At 64.2% G+C, this 23,281-nt stretch carries 26 protein-coding genes; 20 read left to right on the top strand and 6 right to left on the bottom strand.

What is annotated here, in order from left to right; all coding sequences use genetic code 11:
• Positions 1-247: 247 nt before the first annotated feature.
• Together C3K08_RS15000 and C3K08_RS14995 are read left to right on the top strand one after the other, a co-directional pair.
• Positions 248-664, top strand: coding sequence for a hypothetical protein (locus C3K08_RS15000; protein ID WP_104992270.1), 417 nt, complete (start codon positions 248-250; stop codon positions 662-664).
• A gap of 10 nt (positions 665-674) precedes the next feature.
• On the top strand, positions 675-1,130 hold the full coding sequence (locus tag C3K08_RS14995) for a copper chaperone PCu(A)C (RefSeq protein WP_104992269.1): 456 nt from the start codon (positions 675-677) through the stop codon (positions 1,128-1,130).
• A gap of 236 nt (positions 1,131-1,366) precedes the next feature.
• Here the strand turns inward: C3K08_RS14995 and C3K08_RS14990 are convergent, their stop codons facing one another.
• Positions 1,367-2,134: a hypothetical protein gene (locus C3K08_RS14990; RefSeq protein WP_152872566.1), complete on the bottom strand. Its 768-nt coding sequence runs from the start codon at positions 2,132-2,134 to the stop codon at positions 1,367-1,369.
• Between the two features lie 211 nt (positions 2,135-2,345).
• Here C3K08_RS14990 and C3K08_RS14985 point away from each other — a divergent pair, with 211 nt between their 5' ends.
• The 8 genes from C3K08_RS14985 (at position 2,346) to C3K08_RS14950 (ending at position 8,486) form a co-directional block, all read left to right on the top strand.
• Positions 2,346-4,577, top strand: a complete 2,232-nt coding sequence (locus C3K08_RS14985) for a heavy metal translocating P-type ATPase (protein WP_104992267.1) — start codon at positions 2,346-2,348, stop codon at positions 4,575-4,577.
• A 20-nt stretch (positions 4,578-4,597) separates the two neighbouring features.
• Complete coding sequence (locus C3K08_RS14980) at positions 4,598-4,849, top strand: glutaredoxin family protein (protein WP_104992266.1); 252 nt, start codon at positions 4,598-4,600, stop codon at positions 4,847-4,849.
• Between the two features lie 73 nt (positions 4,850-4,922).
• On the top strand, positions 4,923-5,453 hold the full coding sequence (locus C3K08_RS14975; RefSeq protein ID WP_234009241.1) for a signal peptidase II: 531 nt from the start codon (positions 4,923-4,925) through the stop codon (positions 5,451-5,453).
• Positions 5,450-5,950 (top strand): DUF3105 domain-containing protein, encoded by a 501-nt coding sequence (locus C3K08_RS14970; protein ID WP_104992265.1) that lies wholly within the window; start codon positions 5,450-5,452, stop codon positions 5,948-5,950. The genes C3K08_RS14975 and C3K08_RS14970 overlap by 4 nt, the downstream gene beginning before the upstream one ends.
• Positions 5,920-6,537, top strand: coding sequence for a DUF305 domain-containing protein (locus C3K08_RS14965; RefSeq protein WP_369848599.1), 618 nt, complete (start codon positions 5,920-5,922; stop codon positions 6,535-6,537). Before C3K08_RS14970 ends, C3K08_RS14965 begins: the two co-directional genes overlap by 31 nt.
• Positions 6,530-7,420, top strand: coding sequence for a cation diffusion facilitator family transporter (locus C3K08_RS14960; RefSeq protein ID WP_104992263.1), 891 nt, complete (start codon positions 6,530-6,532; stop codon positions 7,418-7,420). Before C3K08_RS14965 ends, C3K08_RS14960 begins: the two co-directional genes overlap by 8 nt.
• Positions 7,417-8,076, top strand: coding sequence for an SCO family protein (locus C3K08_RS14955; protein WP_104992262.1), 660 nt, complete (start codon positions 7,417-7,419; stop codon positions 8,074-8,076). The genes C3K08_RS14960 and C3K08_RS14955 overlap by 4 nt, the downstream gene beginning before the upstream one ends.
• Positions 8,077-8,111: 35 nt before the next feature.
• Positions 8,112-8,486, top strand: a complete 375-nt coding sequence (locus tag C3K08_RS14950; RefSeq protein ID WP_234009239.1) for a helix-turn-helix transcriptional regulator — start codon at positions 8,112-8,114, stop codon at positions 8,484-8,486.
• Between the two features lie 507 nt (positions 8,487-8,993).
• Here the strand turns inward: C3K08_RS14950 and C3K08_RS14945 are convergent.
• Positions 8,994-9,620, bottom strand: coding sequence for a hypothetical protein (locus C3K08_RS14945; protein WP_104992261.1), 627 nt, complete (start codon positions 9,618-9,620; stop codon positions 8,994-8,996).
• A 9-nt stretch (positions 9,621-9,629) separates the two neighbouring features.
• A complete protein-coding gene (locus C3K08_RS14940; RefSeq protein WP_104992260.1) occupies positions 9,630-10,841 on the bottom strand; it encodes a hypothetical protein in 1,212 nt (403 codons plus the stop codon).
• Between the two features lie 119 nt (positions 10,842-10,960).
• Between C3K08_RS14940 and C3K08_RS14935 the strand changes: the two genes are divergently transcribed.
• The 3 genes from C3K08_RS14935 (at position 10,961) to C3K08_RS14925 (ending at position 13,014) form a co-directional block, all read left to right on the top strand.
• Positions 10,961-11,566, top strand: a complete 606-nt coding sequence (locus C3K08_RS14935; protein WP_104992259.1) for an isoprenylcysteine carboxylmethyltransferase family protein — start codon at positions 10,961-10,963, stop codon at positions 11,564-11,566.
• Positions 11,567-11,933: 367 nt separating this feature from the next.
• Complete coding sequence (locus tag C3K08_RS14930) at positions 11,934-12,515, top strand: M23 family metallopeptidase (RefSeq protein ID WP_227978761.1); 582 nt, start codon at positions 11,934-11,936, stop codon at positions 12,513-12,515.
• Positions 12,516-12,672: 157 nt separating this feature from the next.
• Positions 12,673-13,014, top strand: a complete 342-nt coding sequence (locus C3K08_RS14925; RefSeq protein WP_104992395.1) for a disulfide bond formation protein B — start codon at positions 12,673-12,675, stop codon at positions 13,012-13,014.
• 49 nt (positions 13,015-13,063) lie between these two features.
• On the opposite strand, the gene C3K08_RS18040 is transcribed toward C3K08_RS14925, so the two are convergent.
• Both C3K08_RS18040 and C3K08_RS14915 read right to left on the bottom strand, forming a co-directional pair.
• Positions 13,064-13,714: a hypothetical protein gene (locus tag C3K08_RS18040; protein WP_107139491.1), complete on the bottom strand. Its 651-nt coding sequence runs from the start codon at positions 13,712-13,714 to the stop codon at positions 13,064-13,066.
• 599 nt (positions 13,715-14,313) lie between these two features.
• Positions 14,314-15,428 (bottom strand): IS3 family transposase gene (locus C3K08_RS14915; protein ID WP_234009238.1). Its coding sequence is split into 2 segments (ribosomal slippage): positions 14,314-15,179 and positions 15,179-15,428, totalling 1,116 coding nucleotides; the frame shifts between segments, so codons are not numbered across the junction.
• Between C3K08_RS14915 and C3K08_RS18765 the strand changes: the two genes are divergently transcribed.
• Together C3K08_RS18765 and C3K08_RS14905 are read left to right on the top strand one after the other, a co-directional pair.
• Positions 15,368-15,646, top strand: a complete 279-nt coding sequence (locus C3K08_RS18765; RefSeq protein ID WP_255411738.1) for a response regulator transcription factor — start codon at positions 15,368-15,370, stop codon at positions 15,644-15,646. The genes C3K08_RS14915 and C3K08_RS18765 overlap by 61 nt on opposite strands.
• 5 nt (positions 15,647-15,651) lie before the next feature.
• Positions 15,652-15,972, top strand: a complete 321-nt coding sequence (locus C3K08_RS14905) for a hypothetical protein (protein WP_104992257.1) — start codon at positions 15,652-15,654, stop codon at positions 15,970-15,972.
• 59 nt (positions 15,973-16,031) lie between these two features.
• Here the strand turns inward: C3K08_RS14905 and C3K08_RS14900 are convergent, their stop codons facing one another.
• Positions 16,032-16,625: a hypothetical protein gene (locus C3K08_RS14900; protein ID WP_107139585.1), complete on the bottom strand. Its 594-nt coding sequence runs from the start codon at positions 16,623-16,625 to the stop codon at positions 16,032-16,034.
• A 320-nt stretch (positions 16,626-16,945) separates the two neighbouring features.
• On the opposite strand from C3K08_RS14900, the gene C3K08_RS14895 reads away from it, so the two are divergent.
• From C3K08_RS14895 to C3K08_RS14875, 5 genes are all read left to right on the top strand, one after another.
• Positions 16,946-17,593, top strand: a complete 648-nt coding sequence (locus tag C3K08_RS14895; RefSeq protein ID WP_104992255.1) for a phosphodiester glycosidase family protein — start codon at positions 16,946-16,948, stop codon at positions 17,591-17,593.
• Between the two features lie 80 nt (positions 17,594-17,673).
• Positions 17,674-18,360: a hypothetical protein gene (locus C3K08_RS18035; RefSeq protein WP_146160796.1), complete on the top strand. Its 687-nt coding sequence runs from the start codon at positions 17,674-17,676 to the stop codon at positions 18,358-18,360.
• A gap of 417 nt (positions 18,361-18,777) precedes the next feature.
• Positions 18,778-21,750 (top strand): Tn3 family transposase, encoded by a 2,973-nt coding sequence (locus C3K08_RS14885; RefSeq protein WP_104992253.1) that lies wholly within the window; start codon positions 18,778-18,780, stop codon positions 21,748-21,750.
• Positions 21,747-22,457 (top strand): tyrosine-type recombinase/integrase, encoded by a 711-nt coding sequence (locus C3K08_RS14880; RefSeq protein WP_104992252.1) that lies wholly within the window; start codon positions 21,747-21,749, stop codon positions 22,455-22,457. Before C3K08_RS14885 ends, C3K08_RS14880 begins: the two co-directional genes overlap by 4 nt.
• Positions 22,458-22,604: 147 nt before the next feature.
• Positions 22,605-23,264: a DsbA family protein gene (locus C3K08_RS14875; RefSeq protein WP_104992251.1), complete on the top strand. Its 660-nt coding sequence runs from the start codon at positions 22,605-22,607 to the stop codon at positions 23,262-23,264.
• Positions 23,265-23,281 lie beyond the last annotated feature (17 nt).

Here is a 23,281-nt window from a genome sequence, read left to right as displayed (position 1 = left end):
TATGCCTCAGTCACTCTCGGAAATAGCCACCCTTCAGTTTGACCCTAAAGCCGCTGGCCCCAGTCAGAACTCAAAAGCCTTGTGGAGGGTTGAGAGCGATCGGCAGTCATTAGCCATGCGGCGTGTATGGTCATCAGGGGCTGGATGTCGACCTCCCACATTCCACACTACCGCTCCAGTCACGTTCTCTGAACACATGTTCAGAGATAAGGACAAGCGCCCTCGCCCCCGTGACTAGCATGGCCAGGTGCCTCATCCCGCCTTCCTTATCCTCAGTCTCCTCGCCCTCGTCGGCGCTGGCACCTATGTGGCCACCGAGCTGCGCTGGCGCTCCCCGACGTACTGCATCGAGCGGCGCGGGCAAGTTTGGAACGGTGAGGCTGGAGCGCTCCCCACGGACTACCGCCCACAGTGCCCCGCGTCCTCCTCCTACCGCGCGGAAGTGCGCCGCGGCGACACACGTGTCGAGCAATACGTCACCTCTGGCTGGCACCCCGAAGCGCTCGCCGAACAGTTCAAAGCCCAGGGATTTCGTGAGCTCGATGCCGAGCTGATTACCCCCGGACTGTACGAGGTCATTCTCGAGAAGTCGAACGGCAAGGTCTACTATCTGGCCGCGCGCCAGGGCGACGTTACCGAGATCACCATCAACGGCCAACGCTGAAGGAGCTTCCATGAACCACCGTCTGACCGCCGCTCTGCTGCTCATCTCCCTAAGTGCCTGCGCTCCCGAGGCAGACTCCAGTCAGGCCAATCGCACTACGGCCCAGCCGGTGACCACCTCCGCCGGCGTCCGCATCGAGGGGGCTGAGCTTCGCGAAGGCCTGCCCGGTGCAGAGGACGGTGTCCTCTACCTCACCCTGACAAACACGGGACAGGCGCAGGTACGGCTGCTGGGCGGGCGGACCCCCCTGGCCCGGGAGATCGTGCCCATGCAGCACCACGGCACTGGCGGCACGCTGGAACCCATCCTCGCACCCGGTGAGGCCCTGGTGTTCAAGCCAGGCGGCAATCACCTGATGCTGGTGGGCCTGAGCCGTCTCCCGAAGGTCGGCGAACAGGTCAACGTCACCCTGAATTTTGCTCCAGGCGGCGAGATTACTCTCAACGTCCCCGTCAACCCCTATTGATCCAGCCGCTCCCCTATCGCCGGGGGAGCGGCCCAGACGACCCCATTCAAGCCTTTCTGGGCAAACGCCTCGCGCGACCCGCACCTCGTCCCTGTCTCCAGAGGCCACCGCGAGGTACCATCATTGCCTCACCAGTGAATCCCGCTAGGGACCCAGAACGGGGCTCACGCATCCGCCCCGCCGAGCGCCCACCCCATGGTCAAGAGCGCCTCCAGGACCCCGTGGGGCGGGTGCCTTCAGAGCAGGTAGCGACGCGCCGCCTGCGCCAGATTGAGCAGGGTGACCAGGGCCACGAACGCTTCGTTCTGATTGGTGCGGCCCGTGAGGCCGTGCGCCGCATGGTCCCGCCAGTACTTGATGAGTGCCAAAGAGCTTTGCAGCTCCATCTTCTGACCCTCCTTGAGCCTGCCCAGCACGGCCGTCTCCGCGCGGCCCCGGCCGCCAGCAGACATCATCTCCCGCAGGGCCTTGTCCTCATCCCCGAGTTGCCGGGCGTAGGCCGTGAACAGGATGGTTTCGGCACAGGCACCCGCCATGGCGCAGCAGGCCACGAAGTTGCCGTGCCGAAAACAGCTCAAGGCCTCCTGACTCCGGACCGCATAGAACTCGCCATACACGACGTCAAACTCAGCCAGCAGCTTTCCAAACTCCCCATACCGGCGGGGATTCATGGCCAACTCCTTGCTGGCCAGCCACTCCCGACCAAAGTCCGTCAAGCTGAAACCATACACGTCGGGCTGCGTCCGCTGCTCGAGGCGCGTATTGCCTGGAACAACAACCCCACTGCTGACCAAAGCCCAGGCCACCTCGATGAAGGGGGCAAGATTCTCGCCGTACTCATGGTTGACATACGTCATTCCACCTGGATTTTCTGGAGGCTCAGGTGTGTTCTCGGTCAGGTACGCGTAGGCGACGTCATACACGTACAGGTCGTAAGGCCGTCCCTCCTGGAACCCGAGCCCGCTCGGAAGACGTGACTTCTTCCCGGCCCGGAGGTAGTCCACGGTGAAGTCGAACGCCTCATCGTAAGAGGCTGGGGGAAGACGCCGAGTCACCCTCATCCCTCCAGTTTGACGTAGATTTCGTGGATCGGGCCGGGGCGCTGGGGGTCACGCGCGGCCAAGGCCGTACACAGTCCCTCCCGCTCGGGCTTGGATCCGTCGGCACCCCCCTTCCACCTCGACGTGTGAGCAATCATTCAGGTATAGTAGAGGCATGACCTCCTCGGACCGGAGTGTGCCCCGTTCCCACCTCGAATACTTCGTGGACGGGATGGACTGCGCGAGCTGCGTGCAGAAAGTCGAGCGCATGATCGAGCGCCTGCCCGGCGCCGACGACGTGAAAACCAGCTTCAGCAAGCAGACCCTGGTCCTCTCGCTCGACGAGACGCAGACGCCCCGGACCACCCTGGAGGGCAACCTCACGGCTCTGGGGTACACGCCCTCTCTGCTGGGTGGGATACCAACGCCGGCCCCAGCACACGACCAGGGTGAGGCCGCAGACCACGGCCACACCCATGACGCCCCGAAGCCCGGTCAGCCCTGGTACGCCACCGCACAGGGCAAGCTCGTTGTCATCTCCGGCGCCCTGCTTGCCCTGGCATGGCTGCTGAGCTTCACCCTGCCCGAGTTCGCCACCTGGGGCTTCGTCGCCGCCACCCTGCTGGGTGTCTGGCCACTCGCCAAGAAGGCCGTCGCCAGCGCCCGCTTCGGAGACCCCTTCAGCATCAACACGTTGGTCAGCCTCGCGGCCATCGGTGCCGTCCTGATCGGTGAAGCGGCCGAGGGGGCCGTGGTCGTGTTCTTCTTCGCGGTCGGGGAACTCCTGGAAGGCATTGCCGCCGGACGGGCACGGGCAGGCATCCAGGCCCTCGCGGCCCTGGCCCCCAAGACGGCCCTGCTGGTCGAAGGCCCGGGAATCCGCGAGGTGCCCGCCGACGCCCTCCAGGTTGGGCAGAAGGTGCAGGTCAATCCTGGGGCTCGGGTGCCCGCGGACGGCACGATCCTAAGTGGGACGTCCAGTCTCGACGACAGCCCGGTCACCGGCGAGAGCGTGCCCGTCGTGAAAAGCCCTGGGAACACGGTCTACGCGGGAAGCATCAACACGGACGGCGTTCTCACCGTGCGGGTGGACAAAGCGGCCCATGACAACACCATCGCCCGCATCATCCACATGGTCGAAGAAGCGGAAGGCAGCAAGGCACCGACCGCGCGCTTCATCGACCGCTTCAGCCGCTTCTACACCCCTGGCGTGGTGGCCGTCTCGGCCCTGGTGACCCTCCTTCCCCCGCTGCTGTTCGGGGGGGAATGGCACGACTGGCTCTACAAGGGCATCAGCCTGCTGCTGATCGGGTGCCCCTGCGCGCTGGTGCTCAGCGTTCCCGCAGCCATCACCAGCGGCATCAGCGCGGGCGCGCGGCGCGGCCTGCTGATCAAGGGCGGCGCGGCGCTGGAGAGCATCGGTTCGGTCAAAACCGTCGCCTTCGACAAGACCGGGACGCTCACCGCTGGCAAGCCGCGTGTGACGGACGTGGTGAGCCGAACGCTCCACCAGAACGAAGTGCTGCGCCTCGCTGCTGCCGTGGAGTCGGGCAGCAGCCACCCGCTGGCCAAGGCCATCACGGACGCCGCGCGCCACTCCAGGCTGGAAGTCCCCATGGCCCGGGACGCGCAGGCCGTTCCCGGCAAGGCCGTCACTGCCACCGTCGAGGGCCGGACACTGATGGTCAGTTCCCCCCGGCACGCCGCTACGCTCACCACGCTGCCCCCTGAGCTGAGCACCGCCACCGAAGCCTTCGAGAAGCAGGGCCGCACCGCCGTGGTGCTACTCGACGACTCCGGCCCCCTCGGGGTCATCGCCATTCGCGACGAACCGCGCCCCGACGCCCGCGAGGCCATCGCGGGACTCCGGGCCCTGGGCGTGAACACGGTGATGCTCACCGGCGACAATGCCCGGACGGGGGCGGCCATCGCCGGGGACCTGGGGATGGACGTGCAGGCCGAACTCCTGCCTGAGGACAAGCTGCGCGTGATCGCCGCCCTGAAAGCGCAGGGCGGTGTGGCGATGGTTGGGGACGGCATCAACGACGCGCCCGCTCTCGCCCAGTCGGACGTCGGCATCGCGATGGGGGGCGGCACGGACGTGGCCCTGGAAACGGCGGACGCGGCCCTCCTGCAAGAACGGGTGACCGGCGTGACGGACCTGGTCGGCCTCTCGCGGGCCACCATGAACAACATCAAGGTGAACATCGCCTTCGCGCTGGGACTCAAGGCGATTTTCCTCGTCACCACCCTGCTGGGGTATACCAACCTCTGGATGGCGATTCTGGCCGACACGGGAGCCACCGCCCTGGTCACCGCCAACGCCCTGAGGCTGCTGCGCTGGAAGGGCAGCCGCCCCGCGGCCACCCGCGCCGCGCCGCCCGCACCCACCCCCAGCCGCGCCTGAGCCCCTCCCCAGGACCACCCATGCCCGAGATCACCCTCTACACCGTTCCCAACTGCGCGGACTGCGAAGCCATCAAGCGCCTGCTCACGCACCAGAGGGCCCCCTACACCGAGAAGAACGTGCGGGGCGACCCGGAAGCGCTCGCCGAGATGCAGGCCAAAGCGGACGTCCGCATTGCCCCCGTCACCGTGATTGGCGAGCAGGTTCTGTATGGCCCTTTCGACGAGCAGCGCCCCCGGATTCTGGCTGCCCTGGAGCGTGTGTTCCCTTGAGTCCCTGCTCCTTCCCGATCCCCCTGCTGATTCGCATACAGTCTGCCGTCCATCATCCCCGCCGAGGTCTCCAGTGAGGTCGCGTCTGTGGCTCCTCACGGCCATCACGGCCCTGCTGGCGCTCGAAGGCCTGCTCAAGGCCTGGGCCGCCCAACACCTGACCCCCGGCGTGGACCGCCCCCTGCTCCCCGGCCTGCTGCACTTGGGCTTCACCCTCAATCCCGGCATGGCCTGGGGCTTGCTGGGCGGCTTCACGGTTCCTCTGGCCCTCCTGCGCCTGACCGTGGGCGTGGTCATCCTGGCCACCCTGCTCTCAAGGCGCGTTCCCGCCGCACGGACCTGGCCGCTTGGATTGCTCGCGGCGGGGGCACTCGGAAACGCCGTGGACGGCCTCGCGCGCGGCGCGGTCGTCGACTATCTGACCTCGCCCTTGCTGGACCTCGCCGCGCGGCCGCTCACCGGTCGTCCCTTTCCCATCTTCAACCTGTCGGACATCCTCGTCTGCACCGGCGTCGCCTGGCTGCTCTTCCAGTCCTGGCAGGAGCAGCGTCGTCTGCCGGGCACGGACCCTTCCCCCCGACCGTTCCTCAAGGAGAACCCATGAACCGACTGATCGTGCTGACCCTGCCCTTTCTGCTCGCCGCCTGCACCCAGAAGGGTGGAGAGATCGAGGGCGTGCAGTCCTTCAAGAACACCGGCGGTGCCCACCAGGAAGGCCGCATCGCCTACGAGCAGACGCCCCCGGCGGGTGGCCCCCATAATCCCTCCTGGCAAAACTGCGGCGTCTACGACCGCCCGCTCTACGACGAGTACGCGGTCCACAGCCTGGAACACGGGGCGGTCTGGGTGACGTACCGGCAGGATCTCCCGACCAGTCAGGTGCTGCAACTCAAGGAACTGGTCCAGGGACGGCCCTACACCCTGCTGTCCCCGCACGAGACGCAGGAGGCTCCGGTCGTGGTCAGTGCCTGGAACAAGCAGCTCGCCGTGGAGAACGCCGGAGACTCCCGTATCCAGGACTTCATTCAGATGTATGCCCAGGGCGGTGAAGCGCCGGAAATCGGGGCCTCATGCAGCGGCGCGTACAACGGCACCGTTTGATGGCCCCCTGGGCGGTGGGCCTCCTCGGTCTGACGCTGCTGGGCGGCGGACTGGCCATTGCCTGGCCCCGCCCACCGTCCGAGGGGAGCCCGGACGTCACCTTCGCCCGGGACATGAGTGCACACCACGCCCAGGCGGTCGACTTGAGCGTCACGATGTTCAAGCGCGCGGCGGACCCGGCCGTAAAGCTGCTCGCCCAGGACATCCTGCTGACGCAACAGGCGCAGATCGGGCAGATGGGCGGGTGGCTGATGGCGTGGGGACGGCCCCTGGCGGGCCGAGAGGCTCCCATGGCGGGGATGGACCCGGCGCATATGGGTCTGGCTTCGGCGGAGGACATGCGGGACGTGGAGACCCTCCCGGTCCGCACCGCGCAGACCCGGTACCTGGTGCTGATGCGGCGGCATCATCAGGGGGGGGTGACCATGGCGAACTCAGCCCTGGAGGGGGTCAAGCGGCCGGAGGTCCGGGCCTTCGCCGAGCGGGTCGTGGCCGCCCAGACTTCAGAAATCCAGGCCATCGACGCCCTGCTTGAGAAGCTGTCGGCTCAGCCTCAACCCGAGATGGACGGCATGCACCATGAGTGAGCACGGCCACAGCCACGGCGAGAACGCGAACGCGCGGCAACTCGGCATCGCCCTGACGTTGACCGGGACCTTCCTCGTCGTCGAAGTCATCTACGGCTTTCTTTCCGGCAGCCTGGCCCTGCTGTCCGACGCCGGGCACATGCTGACCGACGTGATGGCGCTGGCCCTGTCTCTGTTCGCCATCCGGATCGGGCAGCGGGCGGCCGACCGCAAACGCACCTTCGGGTACCGCCGGACGGAGATCCTGGCCGCCGCTGTGAATGCGGGCGTGCTCTTCGCCATCGGTCTGTACATCCTGTTCGAGGCTTACGGGCGGCTGAGAGAGCCGGTCGACGTGGAGACCACGCCCATGCTGATCGTGGCGGTGTTGGGCCTGCTGGTCAACGTCGTGAGCGCCCGCATCCTGGTGGGCGGCAGCCAGAACAGCCTGAACATGAAATCCGCCTACCTGGAAGTCATGGGAGACCTGCTGGGATCGGTGGCGGTCATCGCCGGAGCGCTGATTATCCGCTTCACGGGCCTGACCTGGGTGGACCCGGTGCTGGGCGCCCTGATCGGGCTCTGGGTGTTGCCGCGCACCTGGACGCTGCTGAAGGCCAGCGTGAACGTCCTGATGGAGGGCGTACCCGAAGGCGTGGACCTGGACACCCTGCGCGCCGAACTCACGGCCCTGCCAGGCGTCGAGGACGTTCATGACCTGCACGTGTGGAGCATCACCAGCGGCGAGAACAGCCTGACGGCACACCTGACAGTGAAGCAGGCCCCGCCCGGGCTGCTCGCCAGCGTTCAGGCGGTCGCGGCCAGGCACGGCATCGGCCACGCCACCGTTCAACTCGAAGTGCCCGGCGCCCATGCGGGCGAGAAAGGACATCTGCACCCATGAGTGACCCTTCTTCCTCTGCTGCACCCCTCCAGGCCCCTGCCGGGCGTCCCGCCTGGCAGTCCATGCTGTGGGCCCTGCTGGCGGTCACCCTGCTGCTGGGAGGTGTCTGGGCCTACGCCCGCATGAAAAGTCCCTTCCCGTTCTACGGCACAGTGTTCAACGTGGAGGAGGCCGCACCGGCCCTGGTGGGCACCGGGGAGGATGGGCGACCCTTCGCCCTGAGTGACCTGCGTGGACAGGCGGTCGCGGTGTTTTTCGGCTTCCTGCACTGCCCCAATATCTGTCCGACCACCCTGGCTTCACTGGAGCGGGTCCGTCAGGCCCTTCCGGAAAAGGACCAGGCCAACTTCCGCACGGTGCTCGTGACCCTCGACCCCGCTCGGGACACGGTCGGCAAGCTGCGGGAGTATGTGACCTACTTCAGCCCGTCCGCCAAAGGCGTGTTCATTCCGGAACCGGGGCTGGCCGCCGCGGCCGCCGCCTGGGGCGTGGGGTACCAGAAGGCCGACATCGAGAACGAGCTGACCTACCAGATCAACCACACCACTGGGGTCTACCTGATCGACCGGGAGGGGCGGCGGCGGGTGGTCTGGGATTACACCCAGCTCACGCGGGTAGACCGGGTAGCGGCGGATATCCGAGAAGTGATGCAGTAACGGTGCGGGTGCCCACCCTGCGCTATGGTCAGGATGTGAGAACCGCTTCTCAAGATGACGTGTGCGAGATTCCCTGCGTTCACCCTGAGGCGGTCGTCCGGGTGCGCGCCGCCTTACCTGACGCGGGAGGGGTCGAGGACGCCACTGCGCTGCTGAAGGTCATCGCCGATCCGACTCGTTTTCGCATTCTCAGCGCCCTGAACGTAGAGGAACTGTGCGTGTGTGACCTGGCAGCGGTGGTCGGCATCAGCGAGAGTGCGGCCAGCCATCAGTTGCGCTTGCTGCGCGCTCACCGGCTGGTCACCTTCCGCAAGGAGGGACGCATCGCCTACTACCGTCTGCTCGACCAGCACATCAACGGCTTAATCGGCAGCGCCGTGGACCACGTGCGCGAGCCAAACCTGCGTTGATCGTACTGACCGCGCTGCCGGGGCCGCTGGTCGGGGGAATTGTTCGGCACCCGAGCGCTCCAGAACCCTCTGAAAAGGGCTGGTCCCGAGTGGCCGATATACAGCCGCACTTCCTCACCGGGCGAGGCCCCGCCCACTTACTGGGTGAGCCACTCAAGGTGCTCCCCTGACCCCTTCGATCGGCGCCAGCTGCCAGCCACGGAGGGAACCTTGTCCAGTCCCACCCCCGTCACCTGTGATGATCAATGTGAGCCGGAACGGGCGAGGTCCGTTGTGTTCCGAGGGAGCTTCTGGATCGCCCGCTCCGCCTGGCCGGGGACGGCCTGTTGTTCCCGCGTTCAAGGCAGGCGCATCCCTGGAGGCCGGCAGCATCACGTTGGACTTGGCTGAGCTGAACAGCAGCGGCCTTCTGACTGCCCACGCTGAGGCTTGGGCAGCCCGAGAGCAGAGGCCTCTCCCGTGCTGGTACAGACCCGGCACGTTCAGTAGAGAAACCGAGGCAACAACTCAATCGGCGGTTGACCTCACGGCCTGACCAGCCTCGCTATGACCCTGGTCCCGGCGCTGATACTCCTGCGTCCACGCGTCGATCAGGTAGAACAGTTGAATTTCCAGCTGGGAAAAGGGACCGCGCACCACTTCCAGTTGCGCACCGGTGCGGTCCACGTCCTTTAAGTCGTTCTGGTCGTACCAGACAGTGTCGATCAGGGCATGACCTCTTTTCAGTGCGTCCAGTTCCCGTCCGTCGCCCTCACGGTACGGTGACCGGTAGGCGTACTGGCTGTATACGGGCAGGCCGTACGCCTGGATCAGCGCCGCTTTGACGGTCTCGTACGCACTCAGGAGGTGGGCTTCTGCCGGTCGGACGCGGGCATCCACGCCCACGAGGCGCCCAAGGACGTTGTATTTCAGGGTGACACGGGCCGGTTCACCGTGCAGCGACCCTTGGTAGAGGCCGTCACCGTACGCCCCTTCCCGAATGAATTGGAACCCGCGTTGCAGCATGCTGCGGTGCGCGTCGGCGCGGTGGCTCTGCCAGGGTAGATCCTGGAATTGAAAGGGAGCGGCCTGAGCCCCCCAGGGGTCGACCAGGAGCCAGGCGGCCAGGAGCAGAGCCGGGGAAATGAGCCGCATGACCGTACTTTACTCGTGGGGTGGGGGTTGATCTGGATCGCAATAGTCGATGGTGGAGGCGCTGAACTTACCCGTGACCACTTCCCGCTTAAAGGGGTAGCCGATGCGGACGCCTTCTGCCGCGCATTCGATGGTGAACTGCTGACCTTGACGCACGGGCGTGTCACCAATCACCAGCGGCCGCTTCGCTTCATAGATGGCGCAGTAAGGGGTGCAGAAGTAGTGGCCGAACGGCGTTCCGTTCGAATTCCGGGCGGCGGCGGCACCGCCGGTGTCCAGGGCGTAACGAATGTCGTCCCACAGGGCGACGCTCGCGGCGGGATCAGGATCAAGGGCCCACATCTCCTCGATGACGCGCCGGGCGTCCGGGTTGCGACGCAGACGTTGGACCTGCACGGGGTCCGTCATGGCCCACGGGTCAAAGCCGGGTTCGCCCGGCAGGGGGGTGCGGCGCCGGGTCCCGCTCCTTTTCCGGGCGTGGCGGCCACCTTCGGTGAGCAGCGCGGGGAAACTCAGGAGCTGACCGACGCGGTACAGCTCTTCCAGGGCCCGCTTGGCATGGTCCTCCACTTGTTCATGCAGGGCCAGGGAAGCGTCGGGCGCGTACATACTGGCGGCGTAGCTGGCCGTGGCGAGTGCCTGCGCAAAGTGACCCCGCAACTGGTTGAGTTTTGCGGTGTCGGCCGGGGGCGTGCCCTGCTCCAGGTTGTGCATCGCCGCTTCCGCGTGCAGCCGCATGGCCTTGAGTGCGGCGATCATGGCGTCCAGATGAGGCCTGGGGCAGGGTTCCACAGGCGCCCAGGCAGGCAATGGGGCGGGCAGGATGTCGGCGGGCAGGTCGAATTGGGGGTCGTGTTCCGCCTGACTGGCGTACGCCAGCCAGCGCTGCACTTCCGTGTAGTACCCCTCCACCTGACCGAACGTCACGGGGGGAACGAATCCGGCGGTGCCGGGGTCCGCCTGTTCGTCCGCTTCGAGCATCTTGTCGCCGAGGGTCTGGAGGGTAAAGGCGTTCCAGGCACAGGCAAGGGCGAGGCCCATGTGGCGCGGCAGAGCGAAGGGGCTGGTGCCACTGAGGGTCAGGTCGAAGCGTCGCCGTTCGCCCGCGTCGAGCAGAGAGTGGACCTGCGCGCCAGCCCGGCGGTAGGCGTACAGCGTCTCAGCGTGGCGTTCGCCGCGTGTAAACGCGCGTACGCGGGTCCAAACTCCTGGAGTGTCCATCACCGTCACGTTACGGCAGTGGTCGCGTGGGCGTTCCAGCAGATGGGGAACAGGGTTGTCGTCTTACTTTTCCTGTGCAAATATGAACATATGCTCATAGATAGGAGAAACTTATGGTGATGACAGAACATGGACCAAATGCGGCCCTGCTGACGTACTTCGTCGCTTATCTCGTCATCGTCTTCGGGTGGCGTTCCATGACCGTCTGGCGCGCGACGGGCATCAACCCGTATGTCCTGCCCCGCGACGACTCCGCCCCAGGCTACATAGGCCGCGCCATGCGGAGCGTGCTGCTGGCGCTGCTGCTCGTGACCCTGGGCCTGACGCTCCAGCCCTCCCTCGCGGCCGCGCTTGGACCGGTACAGTTCCTGCAGCAGGCCTGGACCGGCGCACTGGGCTGGGTGCTCCTGCTGGGCTCCCTGGTCTGGATCACGGCCGCACAGATCAGCATGGGGCCGTCCTGGCGCGTCGGCATTGACCCAGGCACCCCCGCCGCACTGGTGCAGCGGGGGCTTTTCCGCGTGTCCCGTAACCCTATTTTCCTGGGCATGCGTCTTACCCTGCTGGGCCTCTTGCTGGTTGAACCCAATGCCGTGACCGTCGCCGCACTGGTGGCCGGTGAACTGTTGATGCAGGTGCAAGTCCGGTTGGAAGAAGCACACCTCGAAACCGTGCACGGCGAGACCTACCGTCTGTACCGCCAGCAGGTGCGCCGCTGGCTGTGAGCACGCCTGCCATGGAGACGGGCTTCACTGCCACCTCGCCGGAACGTTCTCTCCCCTGGCTGTGCCCTCACCCAGGGTCCTCATGCAGCCCTTTTGCCGCTGCATCCCTGCCCGGAGTGCCCTGATCAGCCTAAAGGACGCCCTGCAGGGCATACCCTCCAGTTGGAGCGCAACACCCCTTTGCGTGAGCGCGCAGCGGCAACGGCTCCTGACCAACCACGACCTCAAGCCGTGCCCAACTCCGTACGCCCGGCCCGCCGGCGGAGCCCCGTGGTCTGACCGCGTTTCTTATCTGCATGGTTGTTCATTCATCAAACATAAAGATGGCCTTGATACGGTGCGGCCTGTCATGCGTTTTCTTGCGACCATGCTTCTGACGCTGGCCGGGGGGGTATCGGCCGCGACCATTCCGGTACTGCGCGGCGACACCCTCACCCGGTTGGCTGTCCGTCACGGCACCACTGTCTCCGCACTGGTCCAGGCGAATCCCGGTGTCCGCCCGAACGCCCTGCGGATTGGCCAGCGGCTGACCCTCCCCGCTTCAAGCCCTGGTCAAGGAAAAACGGCGACGCTCCGGACAGCCTCGTTGCGCGTGACACCCATCCTCCCGGTTCAGGGCCGCGTCACCACGTCGTTCGGCACCGCTCACCCGGGCCTGGACCTCGCTGCTCCAGCCGGAACGCCTATCCGGGCGACGCTGTCAGGAACAGTCACGGAGTCCCGATTCGACGCGCGGTCTGGCTGGGGGTGGACCATCGTCATCAATCACGGGGGCGGCTTGAAGAGCCGGTACAGCCACAACAGCCTCAATCTTGCCCGTGTGGGCCACTGGGTCAACGCCGGACAGGTCATCGCTCGTGTGGGCAGCACCGGCAAAAGCACTGGCGCTCACGTGGATTTCCGCGTGTACCGTTCCGGAGTCGCCGTCAGCCCCTTCGCTTTTCAGTAACGTCTCCACCGACACACGCGGCCCTGTTCCCAAGCACCGGCGACAGCAGCGCCGGTAGGCCGCTTCCTGCGTCCGCTGGACAGACGCCTGCAGCGCAGAGCCTGAGGGCACGCCGTCCAAGCCAGTAAGATACCTGCACATGGTTTCAGGAATGCAGATGACTCACACCTGGCGTCAGTTCATGCCGTACGTGGCATGGCTGCAAGCCCTGATCGCCACCACCGGCAGTCTGTATTTCAGTGAGGTCATGCATCTGCCGCCCTGCACGCTGTGCTGGTATCAGCGGATCATGATGTACCCGCTGGTCTTCGTGCTCGCCGTGAGCCTACTGACACAAGACCGCCGCGTGCGCGCCTACGCCCTGCCCCTCAGCGTGACGGGCCTGCTGATTGCCATCTACCACAACCTGCTGTACTACGGCGTCATTCCCGAGGGCCTGACCCAGTGTGCCGCCGGCGTGTCCTGCACCGCGCGGCAGATCGAGTGGGGGGTGGTTTAAGGAAGCTGCTACGAAGCGCAAAGTGAAGAGTTTCCCGACCCCCTCAGTGTCAGGCAGATTGTCGAGCTTCCAATCTGCATAGCACCCGCTCCAGCGCCCGTGCGTTGCCACTCTGGACACAGCGCTCACAGATACAAACATCCAAGTCTCGATACACTCGCCAGCCCTTTGTCCCAGCGACCTCCCACGCCTCCTCTTCATTCGCCTGCCGGGCTGTGCTCTCGCCGCAGGCATCACAGAGAAGGTACACACCCTGACCCTGGGGTCTGACATGATTGCGGGTTCGCCAGGCCGCTACCCCATCGAGGTGCGAGGAGACGGACGGTAACAGGGGGCTGGTCTTTCCCGCTCGCGCATCCTCAACAATGCACGCTGTACGCGACTGCATCCGGCGCATCAGCTCCAATCCAGCCTGATCCATCGTGTAGACCGGCAGATGCATACCCTGGACATAGGCATGCCCCACGATCACATGGTCCGGGAAGGCGGCGCGGAGCCAGTCTTCCAGGTGATCGAGGGCTTCCCGGTAGGTCCGCTCAGCGATCAGGACGAACGCGTCGCGTTCGTCCTCCAGCCGTAAGCAGTGGGTCAGCGTCAGGCCCCACAATACGCGCCATTCCCGTACGCACGCTTGCAGCCGCAAGAAGTCAGCTTCAGAGACCCGTTCAAGCCCCAGCAGCATCACGTCAGCGGTACTCATTCTGTGGGAAGCATAGCCGTGGATGAAAGCTGCTTAAAGGTAGAAATCTACTGGTAGTCTTCTCCCACACCTTTGTGTGCAGTAGAAAACTCGGCTGACCAGTCCCGCAATTCCTGACAGAATTACGTTATCCGCGTATTTCTCAGATTCGCCGGGAGGTCTCCTTGCTGGTCCGCAATGCACAGCTCCAGGTCGTCAGCACCCAACCCCTCATCGCCCGCTTGCTCGAAGATGCGCTCCATGCCCGTCTCCCTGAATTTCCGGCCGTCTCGCTGGTCCTGGACTGGCCGGTCGGCTTTGCCTTTCAGATGGTGACGCCAGAATCGGCCGCCAGCAGCTTCGTGCTGACCCAGAACGCCTGTCCCGAATACCTCGATGATCTGTGGAACCTGGGCCTGCTGGGCTTGGCGTACCGGAGCCGCACCCTGGAGGAACTCGCGGAGTTGCTGCGGCGTGCAGAAACCCGGGAGCGGGTCCGCTTGACGCCTGCTCAGCGCTCTCCTTTAACGCCAGCAGAAGGGGACTTGCTGCGCCTGGTGGCACGCGGTCTGAGGGTGCCCCAATTGCGGTACCAGCCGATTTGCAAAAGTCAGCGTACCTCAGCCCGCCTGTTCGAGGCGGGCGAATTCGTTCGGGGTCCGTCCACCGAGCGAGGTATGCGGCCTGACGGCGTTGTAGTCCTGGCGCCAGGCAGAGAGGATCAGGCGTGCCTGATCCAAGCTTTGGAACCAGTGCAGATTCAGACACTCGTCCCGGACACGGCCGTTGAAACTCTCGATGTAAGCGTTCTCGACGGGCTTCCCCGGCCGGATGAAGGTGTGCGTGATGCCACGCCCATGGGTCCAGAGATCCAGGCCCTTGCCCGCGAACTCTGGGCCATTGTCGGTGGTGATCGACTGCGGTGCCCCCCGGAAGCGGACCACCGCTTCCAGAGCGCGGACGACGTCATGCCCGGTGATGGAGGTCCCGACGTGCATCACCAGGCACTCCCGGGTGAAGTCATCCACGACGTTCAGGACCCGAAACCGCTGCCCGGAGGCCAGCTGGTCCGACATGAAGTCGAGGCTCCACCGCTGATTGGGCGCAGAAACCGCAGGTTTCTGCTGTCGCTCTCCTACACTGAGCTTGCGGCGCTCCTTCTTTCGAACGGCCAGCCCTTCAGCCCGGTAGATCCGGTAGACGCGCTTGTGGTTGACGGTCTCGCCCTCTCGACCCAGCATCAGGTGAATCCGCCGGTACCCGAACCGAGGTCGCTCTCGGGCCAGTGTGCGGAGACGCTCGACCAGGCGTTGGTCTTTTTCCCTTTTGGGGCTGTTCCGTCTTTGCGTGGTCCGGGAAAAGCCCAGCACCCGGCAGGCCCGACGTTCGCTGACCGCAAAAGAATCCCGCAGCAGGGTCACCATCTGCTTTTTGAGGGGCGTCTGCGCCTGGGACGACGTCCCAGGCGTCACCACTTTCGCCCCACCACCTCCTTCAGCATGGCGTTGTCGAGCGACAGATCCGCTACCAACTTCTTCAGGCGCTGGTTTTCTGCTTCCAACTGGCGAAACTTGCGGGTCTCGTCTTTGGTCATCCCACCGTATTTGGCTTTCCAGCGGTAGATGGTCGTCATCGCGACTCCATGGAGTCGCGTCAGATCGCTCAGCGGCGTGCCTGCCTCAAGCTGCCCGAGGATGTCCAGGATCTGTTGTTCGGTGTACCGTTTGCCTTTCATGTGCCTCCAAGTTTGCTGCTCGATTTGCAATCAGACTGGCACCGGAAACAGGGGCAAGGTCAGGTCTCGCCAACAAGGAAATTGCCCGTGAGTTGGGAATTGCCAATCAGACCGTACAAAACGGCCTGACACGCGTGTTTCAGAAGCTGGGCGTGAGTAGCCGTAACGAAGCGATTCTGTATTACTGGGACATCGCCAACAAGCCACCTATACAATGACGACCATGCTGCGTAAGATGATCTGTGCCCTTGCCATTCTGGCTGCCAGTGTTGCGGGCGCTGGTGGCAGAGACGTGCCACTCCCCTCACGTCTCTTGCCAGACCAGGAACTCGGGCAGGCACTGTGCATCCGCAACCTTCAGGGCTTCCGCACGGTGCCCGCGGGAGTCCCGGTCACTTATTCCAGGAACATCAACAACTCCGGCCATGTCGGTCAGTCGTATTTCTGGGTAGGCACGGCGCGCTTTCAACAGGGCGGGCAGGTCAGGACCGTGCGGTTTACTTGCACCGTGACGAATGGCAAGGCAGCCGTGACGCTCCGCTAAAAGCCGGGAAGCGCCACGGGAAAGGAGAGGGCTTCATTGGCCCTCTCCTTTCCCATGGGTTACGTCAGTTGGGCGATCAGCGGTACGTTCTGGATGACCATGCCTTGCCGCTGATACTGAGGCGTGCGGTTGACCAGGGCACCCAGGGAGCCTTGCGTGGTGGCATTCCAGTCAAGCCACACGCCGCCACGCTGCACCTTCACGTTGCGGAACGTCACTTGCGGGTGCCGGGGCGTATAGCCGCTGGATGACGTGGCACTGTTGTCCTCCCCGCCGATCAGCATCTTGCCGGAGTAGGTTGGGGACGCCACGGCGGCCGTGCGAGAGAACGTGATGCGCCCGTCCTGTACAGTCGCGTCCGCTTCCGTGCCCCGGTTGACGATCTTGACGAAGACCTCACTGGTAGGGCTCACAATCTGGTTCTGCTGACCAAATTTGGCGTGATTGGCGAAGTAGCGCCAGACTGGGCCGTTTCCATCGCCCTTATCTGCGTAGCTGAGGCCAACTTCGTAATAGTCGTCCAAAGCAAGAAAGAAGTTGACGAAATCATACGTGCTCAGACCCGTAGGCGTTGCTGGGACGCTAATGTATCCCTGTATGCCCGTGAAGTTCGACTCTGCCGTGTATACCTTCACAAATTCCTGAAGAGCCATGCTGTACCTCCCGAACCAAATTTGAAGTGATCACTTCTGGAGTAAGCATGGTGTATACAAGTCTTATTTTAAACTCTGAAATCTACCTCATTGCTACAAGAAATCTACAGGTAGAAAAGTTTTTAAAGTAAAACTTTTCTACCCGGCATAGGAAAGATCTGTGGTGCATTTTTGTTGACTGGTTTGGATGGGAAAGCAGAGATGTACTGGTATATTCGGATAGGCATACTGGTAGAAAACGTTCTTTCTCTCAAACGGATGGATCCGCATACTGATTGCAGAAGTGGCCACTTCAATTCAGAACCACCAGGAGTGCAGATATGCCAGCCATTCGTATCCCCCGCAGCAACTTCAAAGTCCGTTTCTCTGGTGACGCCAGCGGTGCTGGTCGTCGCAATGTCCCGACGTTCGTAAGGGGCGACGCCAATGCCATCGCCGGGTCCAACTTCATGTTCTTCGATCTCTCTACTGGAGAGCTGACTGGGCTGTTCGTACTCGATGGCGACAGGAAGCATGGCGTAACTGGGAAAAACATCGACGTGATCAGCCTTAACGGCAACGGTGCAGTGGTTTTTCACGACGAGAACAGTGCCTACTCGCAGTCGTCCAGCCTGATCTGGAGTATGGCCGCTGGACCAATCATCGTGCGAGGTGGTAATTTCACTGATGCCACCTGGGGGAAGTACAGCGTGGATCAGCTTGGTCCCACCGTCAACCGTCAGCGCATCTGCCTGGGCCTGCACAGCAGCGGCGACTATATCCTTGCCTACCGCGCCTCGATCAACCTTACGGACTTGGCCGGGTACATGAAGTCGCTGGGTTGCACGGACGCGATCGCCGGGGATGGCGGCGGCTCTGCGCAGTTGTACCTGGAAGACCGCAACACCCTGTTCGGCAGTGATGCCCGTTCGGTACACGTCATTCCGGTCGCGCTGACCAGCTACAGCTACATCAGCAGCATTGCCTGATTCTCTCTGGTTCCACGGTTGCGCCTGTGCCCTCAAAGGGCACAGGCGCGACTCTCATTACCATGCTAAACACTGCTTTCATGTCCCCCGTTCACCGCCGTTGGCTCACCGCCAGCCTGCTCAACTCTTTGGTGGCGCTACCCGTTCACGCACAAAGCGGTGACGCAGCTGCACGTACCCTGAGCTTCGACAGCCTCATGTACGCGATGTTTGCCAGCCCCTACCCGGACTTGAGCCGGAACTTCACTACGGGCACGCCCCAGGCCGCAAGCAACCTGCTGCGCTTGCGGCTCCCGCCCCCAGCACCAAGCGGCTACAAACTGCTGGGTACCTGGACGACCACACAGGCACTTGTCGAGCGGGCGGTCCGCCAGGACGACACCCGCTCCCCAGCCGCCCTGCTGCTGTACACTCGTTCCACTCCTCGACCACCGGCCAGCGCTGAACAGGGCACGGCCATTGCGATTCTCGTAGGGCGATGGTCGGGTACACCTGCCGCCCTTGCCTCTTACGAAGGGCAACTTGACCGTGCGTCCTTCAACCGCCGCTCCTGGGCAACGGGAACAATTTTCAGCTCTTGCAACGCTGTGAACATCGTCGTGGAGGATTACCCGCTGCTTCGGCGCGCTGTGCATCGCTCCTGCGAAGCGCAGTACCGAACGCAAGACACTTTCCTTAAAGTCAATGTGGTGAATCTGGACGAGCAACGGGCCGTGATGGAATTGCAGCGCGCCGCAGCCGCCTTCGGACTTGTCGGCGGAAAGTAAATTAGAAGGGGCATCCTCAATCCCTGACAAACGCCGTTTGGGGCTGAGAAGCTACGGACGACGTTCTGCCGCTTATCTCGGTTGGCACATTGACCACCACGTCCTCTGCATTCTGAGGAGGACGGCTTGTCTAAGAACGTCTCGTCATCGAGCAAAAGCATTCCTCGTCACCCGAAAGCTAGAAACGGCCCCCTCAGACGCTCCCCAGCCAGGCTCAGCCAAGCCCCAAACGGGGTCCTACGATTGCAACAACAAATCGGGCACACTAAGTGCCGAATTGCACTCTGGCATCGGTACTTCCTCCGCTGTGAGGTGAGGTGTACGCTGCGGTTGCCCTACAACACGCACCCACGGCGGCTGGCCCTCCCGTGGAAGTACCGTCACTGCCGATTCCCGGCACTTTTTCAGGGAGGCTCCATGCAGCAGCGCTGGACCATCGACGAACTCATCGACACCTGGACGCTGCTGCCCACCGAGACCGACCTGCTGCGGAACAAGACCGGCCCCACCCGCTTGGGCTTCGCCGTCATGCTCAAGGCCTTCCAGCACGAGGGCCGTTTCCCCTACAACACCCATGAGGTGCCCGAAGCCGTCGTCGAGTACGTCGCCCGGCAGGTCGGCGTGGCGACCGACGAGTACCGGGACTTCAACTGGCGCAGCCGCAACAGCAGCTACCAGCGTCAGGACATCCGGGCGTTCTGTGGGTTCCGCGAGTTCACCACCGAGGATGCGGGCACGCTGACGGACTGGCTGAGCCAGTCCGTTGTTCCGCACGAGACCCGCTCCGGGGCTGTGACCGAAGCTGCTCTGCGCTGGCTCCGCGAAAACGGGATCGAGCCCCCCAGCCCCGGGCGGCTCCAGCGGTTCGTGGACGCGGCGGAACGGCACTATGACCTGCGCCTGTGCCAGACCATCCACAACCGCTTGAGTACCGAACACCGGGCAGGGCTGGAGGCGCTGCTGAGGCCGACGGCGCTGGAGGAAGACCAGCCGGAAGACCACGAGGGCCAAGGCCCTCGTAGTTCAGCCCTGCAAAACCTGCGGACCAACTCGGAGAAACGCGGCGTGGAGAGCGTGGAAGAGCAGATCGAGAAGCTCCGCCTGCTCCGTCGGTTGCAGCTCCCCCAGGCCCTCTTCGCGGACGTGGCCCCCCACGTCCTGACCCGTTACCGCGAGCGGGCCTCCAATGAGTCCCCCAGCCACTTTCGTGCCCAGACCCCGTCCGTGCGTCTCACGCTGCTCGCGGCCTTCTGCGTCGCCCGCATGACAGAACTGACCGACGCCCTGGTCACGCATCTGGTGGACATGGTCCACCACATCAACGTTAAGGCCGAGCGGCGGGTGGAGCGGAACTTCGTGGCCGAGTTCCGGCGGGTCCACAACAAGGACCGCATTCTGGAGCGGTTGCTGGAGGCCGCACTGGGCAATCCCGACGGCACAGTGCGCGAGGTGCTGTTCCCCGTCGTGGACGAGCAGACCCTGCGTGATCTGTTACGCGAGTACAAGGAGAAGGGAGGCTTCCGGCAGCAGGTCCACACCATCGTGCGCGGCACCTACCGCAGCCACTACCGCCGGATGATCCCCTGGCTGCTCACCGAGCTGTCGTTCCGGTCCAACAATCACCGGCATCAGCCGGTGATTGACGCCCTGGGCCTGCTGGGGCGATATGTGGACAGCAACGCGAGAATCTATCCGTACGAGGAACACATCCCGGTCGGTGGCGTGATCGACCGGAACATCCGTGACCTGATTCTCGAACGGGGGCCGGATGGTGGAATGCGGGTCAACCGCGTGAATTACGAGCTGTGCGTCCTGTCCGCGCTGCGGGACGCTTTGCGGTCCCGCGAAATCTGGGTGATCGGGGCCGACAAGTACCGCGACCCCGACAAGGACCTGCCCCAGGACTTCGAAGCCAGGAAAGAAAGCTACTTCCAGGCGCTCAGACAGCCGCAGGAGGTGGATACCTTCGTGCAGGGTCTGGAGCAGCAGCTCAAGGACGCCCTGGTGATGCTGCACGACGGCCTGCCGAAGAATCCCGGCGTGCGGGTGGTCGCGCGGGACGGGGGCCGCTTCGTGGTCACGCCCCTGACCCGGCAGCCGGACCCGCCCTTCTACGACACGGTGAAGGGTGAGGTGGGGCGGCAGTTCTGGAACACCCAGTTGCTCGATGTCCTGGTCGAGGTGGACCGGCGTGCGGGGATTACCCCGCACTTCAAGAGCTTCATGACGCGCGAGAACATGCCCCGTGACCAGCTCCAGCAGCGCTTGCTGCTGTGCCTGTACGGCCTGGGGACGAACACAGGACTGAAGCGGGTGGCCGCCGGGCAGGACGGGGTCGGGTACTCGGACCTGAAGTACGTCCGGCGGCACTACATCCACCGTGACGCGCTGCGGGCGGCGAACGCCGCAGTCGTGAACGCCACGCTGGCCGCGCGCCGCCCGGACATCTGGGGCGAGGGGACCACCAGTTGCGCCAGTGATGCCAAGAAATACGCCGCCTGGGACGGGAACCTGCGGACGCAGCGGTCCATCCGGTACGGCGGGGATGGGGTGATGATCTACTGGCACGTCGAGAGACGTGCCAGTTGCATCTACTCCAGCATGAAGTCCTGCTCCTCTTCAGAAGTGGCGGCCATGATCGAGGGGGTCCTGCGCCACTGCACCTCGCTGTCTGTCGAGAAGAACTATGTAGACACCCACGGGCAGAGCGAGCCGGGCTTCGCCTTCACCCACCTGCTGGGGTTCAAACTGATGCCCCGTCTGGCGGACATCGCCCATCAGCGGCTGTACCTGCCGAATATGGCGTTCGCGGCTCAGGTGCCGAACTTGGCCGCTGTGCAGGCACAGCGGTCGATCCGCTGGGACCTCATCCGGCAGCAGTACGAGCCGATGGTCAAGTACGCGACGGCACTGCGTCTGGGGCTGGCCGACCCCGAGGCCATCCTGCAACGCTTCACCCGGGCCAACGCCCAGCACCCGACCTACGCAGCCCTGTGCGAACTGGGGAAGGTGCTGCGGACCATCTTCGTCTGCGAGTACCTGCACCGGGAGGAGGTGCGCCGGGAGATTCACGAGGGGCTGAACGTCATTGAAACTTGGAATGGCACGACCAACTTCATCTTCTTCGGCAAGGGCGGGGAGATCAGCACCAACAACCTCGAAGCGCAGGAAATCTCCATGCTGGCGCTGCAACTGCTGCAAAACAGCCTGGTGTACGTCAACACCCTGATGATCCAGCGAGTGCTGGGCAGCGAGACGTGGCGGCAGCGGATGACCGCCGAGGACTGGCGTGCCCTGTCGCCCCTGATGCACCACCACATCAACCCATACGGGGAGTTCAAACTGGACCTGACTCGCAGGCTCAAGCTGGAGGTCGAGGTGGACGCATGACACAGACGCGGCGCACCGGGGCGAAGAAGAAAGCGCGTGAACTGGCGAAACTGCTGCGGGCTGAGCGGCCAGACTACGCCTACCTCAAGGAGGTGTTCCGTCACCTGCGGACCGAACTGGAAGTGGAGGTGCCGGGACCATCGCGCCGCCTGCCGTGGGTGCCGACCGAGCAGCAGGTGCGGGCGTTCTACGAGGCGGTGTGGCGCACGCGCCGCACCGCTGACCTCGTGCTGATCAAGACCTTCCTGTACACCGGTGTACGCGTGTCCGAACTGGTGATGATGCGCCTCGCGGACGTGGACCTGGACGCCTGCCAGATCCGGGTAAACCTGGGGAAGGGGAGCAAGGACCGGGTGGTGCCGTTCCCAGCACCCTTCAAGGAGACGCTGGCGCTTCATATCGGCCAGAGACGACAACAGGGAGGAATCTACCTGTTCGAGTCCTCGTGGAAGCGCCGGTACAGCGACCGGGGCGTGCGGCGAATGTTTGAGCGCTACACGGCTCTGGCGAACATTGATCGCAGCCTGTCGCCGCACAAGCTGCGGCACTTCCTGCTGACCTGGCTCAAGAAACAGGGCCTCGACGACGCGCTGATTCAGCCGTACAGCGGCCATGCTTCCCGGCAGTCGTTAGAAATCTACTCGCGGCTGGCGCTGGGCGAGGCCCAGCGCGAGTACGACCGGGTGATCGGGCGCTTCCCGGTGTAGCTCGGGAAAGCCTTCACTTTGCGCTTGGTAGCAGCTTCCTTAAACCACCCCCGAGTGGTTGGGGTTCGTCACCATCCCGCTGCTGAGCCTGACCGCCTTCAGCATCATCACCCTCAGCCTCCTGTTCACGAAAGTCCGAGGTGCCCAGTGACCAGCCCACGCAACACCGTCCTCCTGCTTCTCGCCCTCGGCAGCCTCGCCGTCCTCGCCACACTGCTGGTGCTGGGTGCCGCGAACCGCGAGGCACCTCAGAGCCGCCTCACTCCCGTCCAGGCCAGCGAACGTCTGGTTCGGACCGATAGCCCCACCCTTGGCCCTGCCGATGCCCCGGTCACGGTCGTGGAGTTCTTCGACCCCGAGTGTGAGTCCTGCCGGGCCATCGAACCCGACCTGATGCGGCTGCTCAGCAAATACCAGGGTCAGGTCCGGCTGGTGGCCCGCTACTTCCCACTGCACGCGAATTCTCTGCTCGCGGCCGGCACCATCGAAGCGGCGGCACAACAGGGTGAGGAGAAGCGCTGGCGCATGCGCGAGTACCTGTTCGACAAGCAACCCGAGTGGGGCGAGCAGCAGACCTCCCAAAAGGACAAGTTTCTTGGGTACGCCCAGGACATGGGCCTCGATCTGGGTCCAGTCGAAGCCACACTCGGGTCCACCGCTGTGCGCGACCTGGTCGAACGCGACCGTCAGGACGGCGAGGCGCTCGGGGTCACGGGCACGCCGACCTTCTTCGTGAATGGTCAACCGCTCACGCAGTTGAGTGTCACCGCGCTTGAAGAGGCCATTCAGGAGGCGTTGAACCCCTGAGCCAAGCGGCCTGGCTG

This window comes from Deinococcus sp. NW-56, from assembly GCF_002953415.1.
GTDB lineage: Bacteria > Deinococcota > Deinococci > Deinococcales > Deinococcaceae > Deinococcus.
This window is presented reverse-complemented; position numbering and strand designations above follow the sequence as displayed.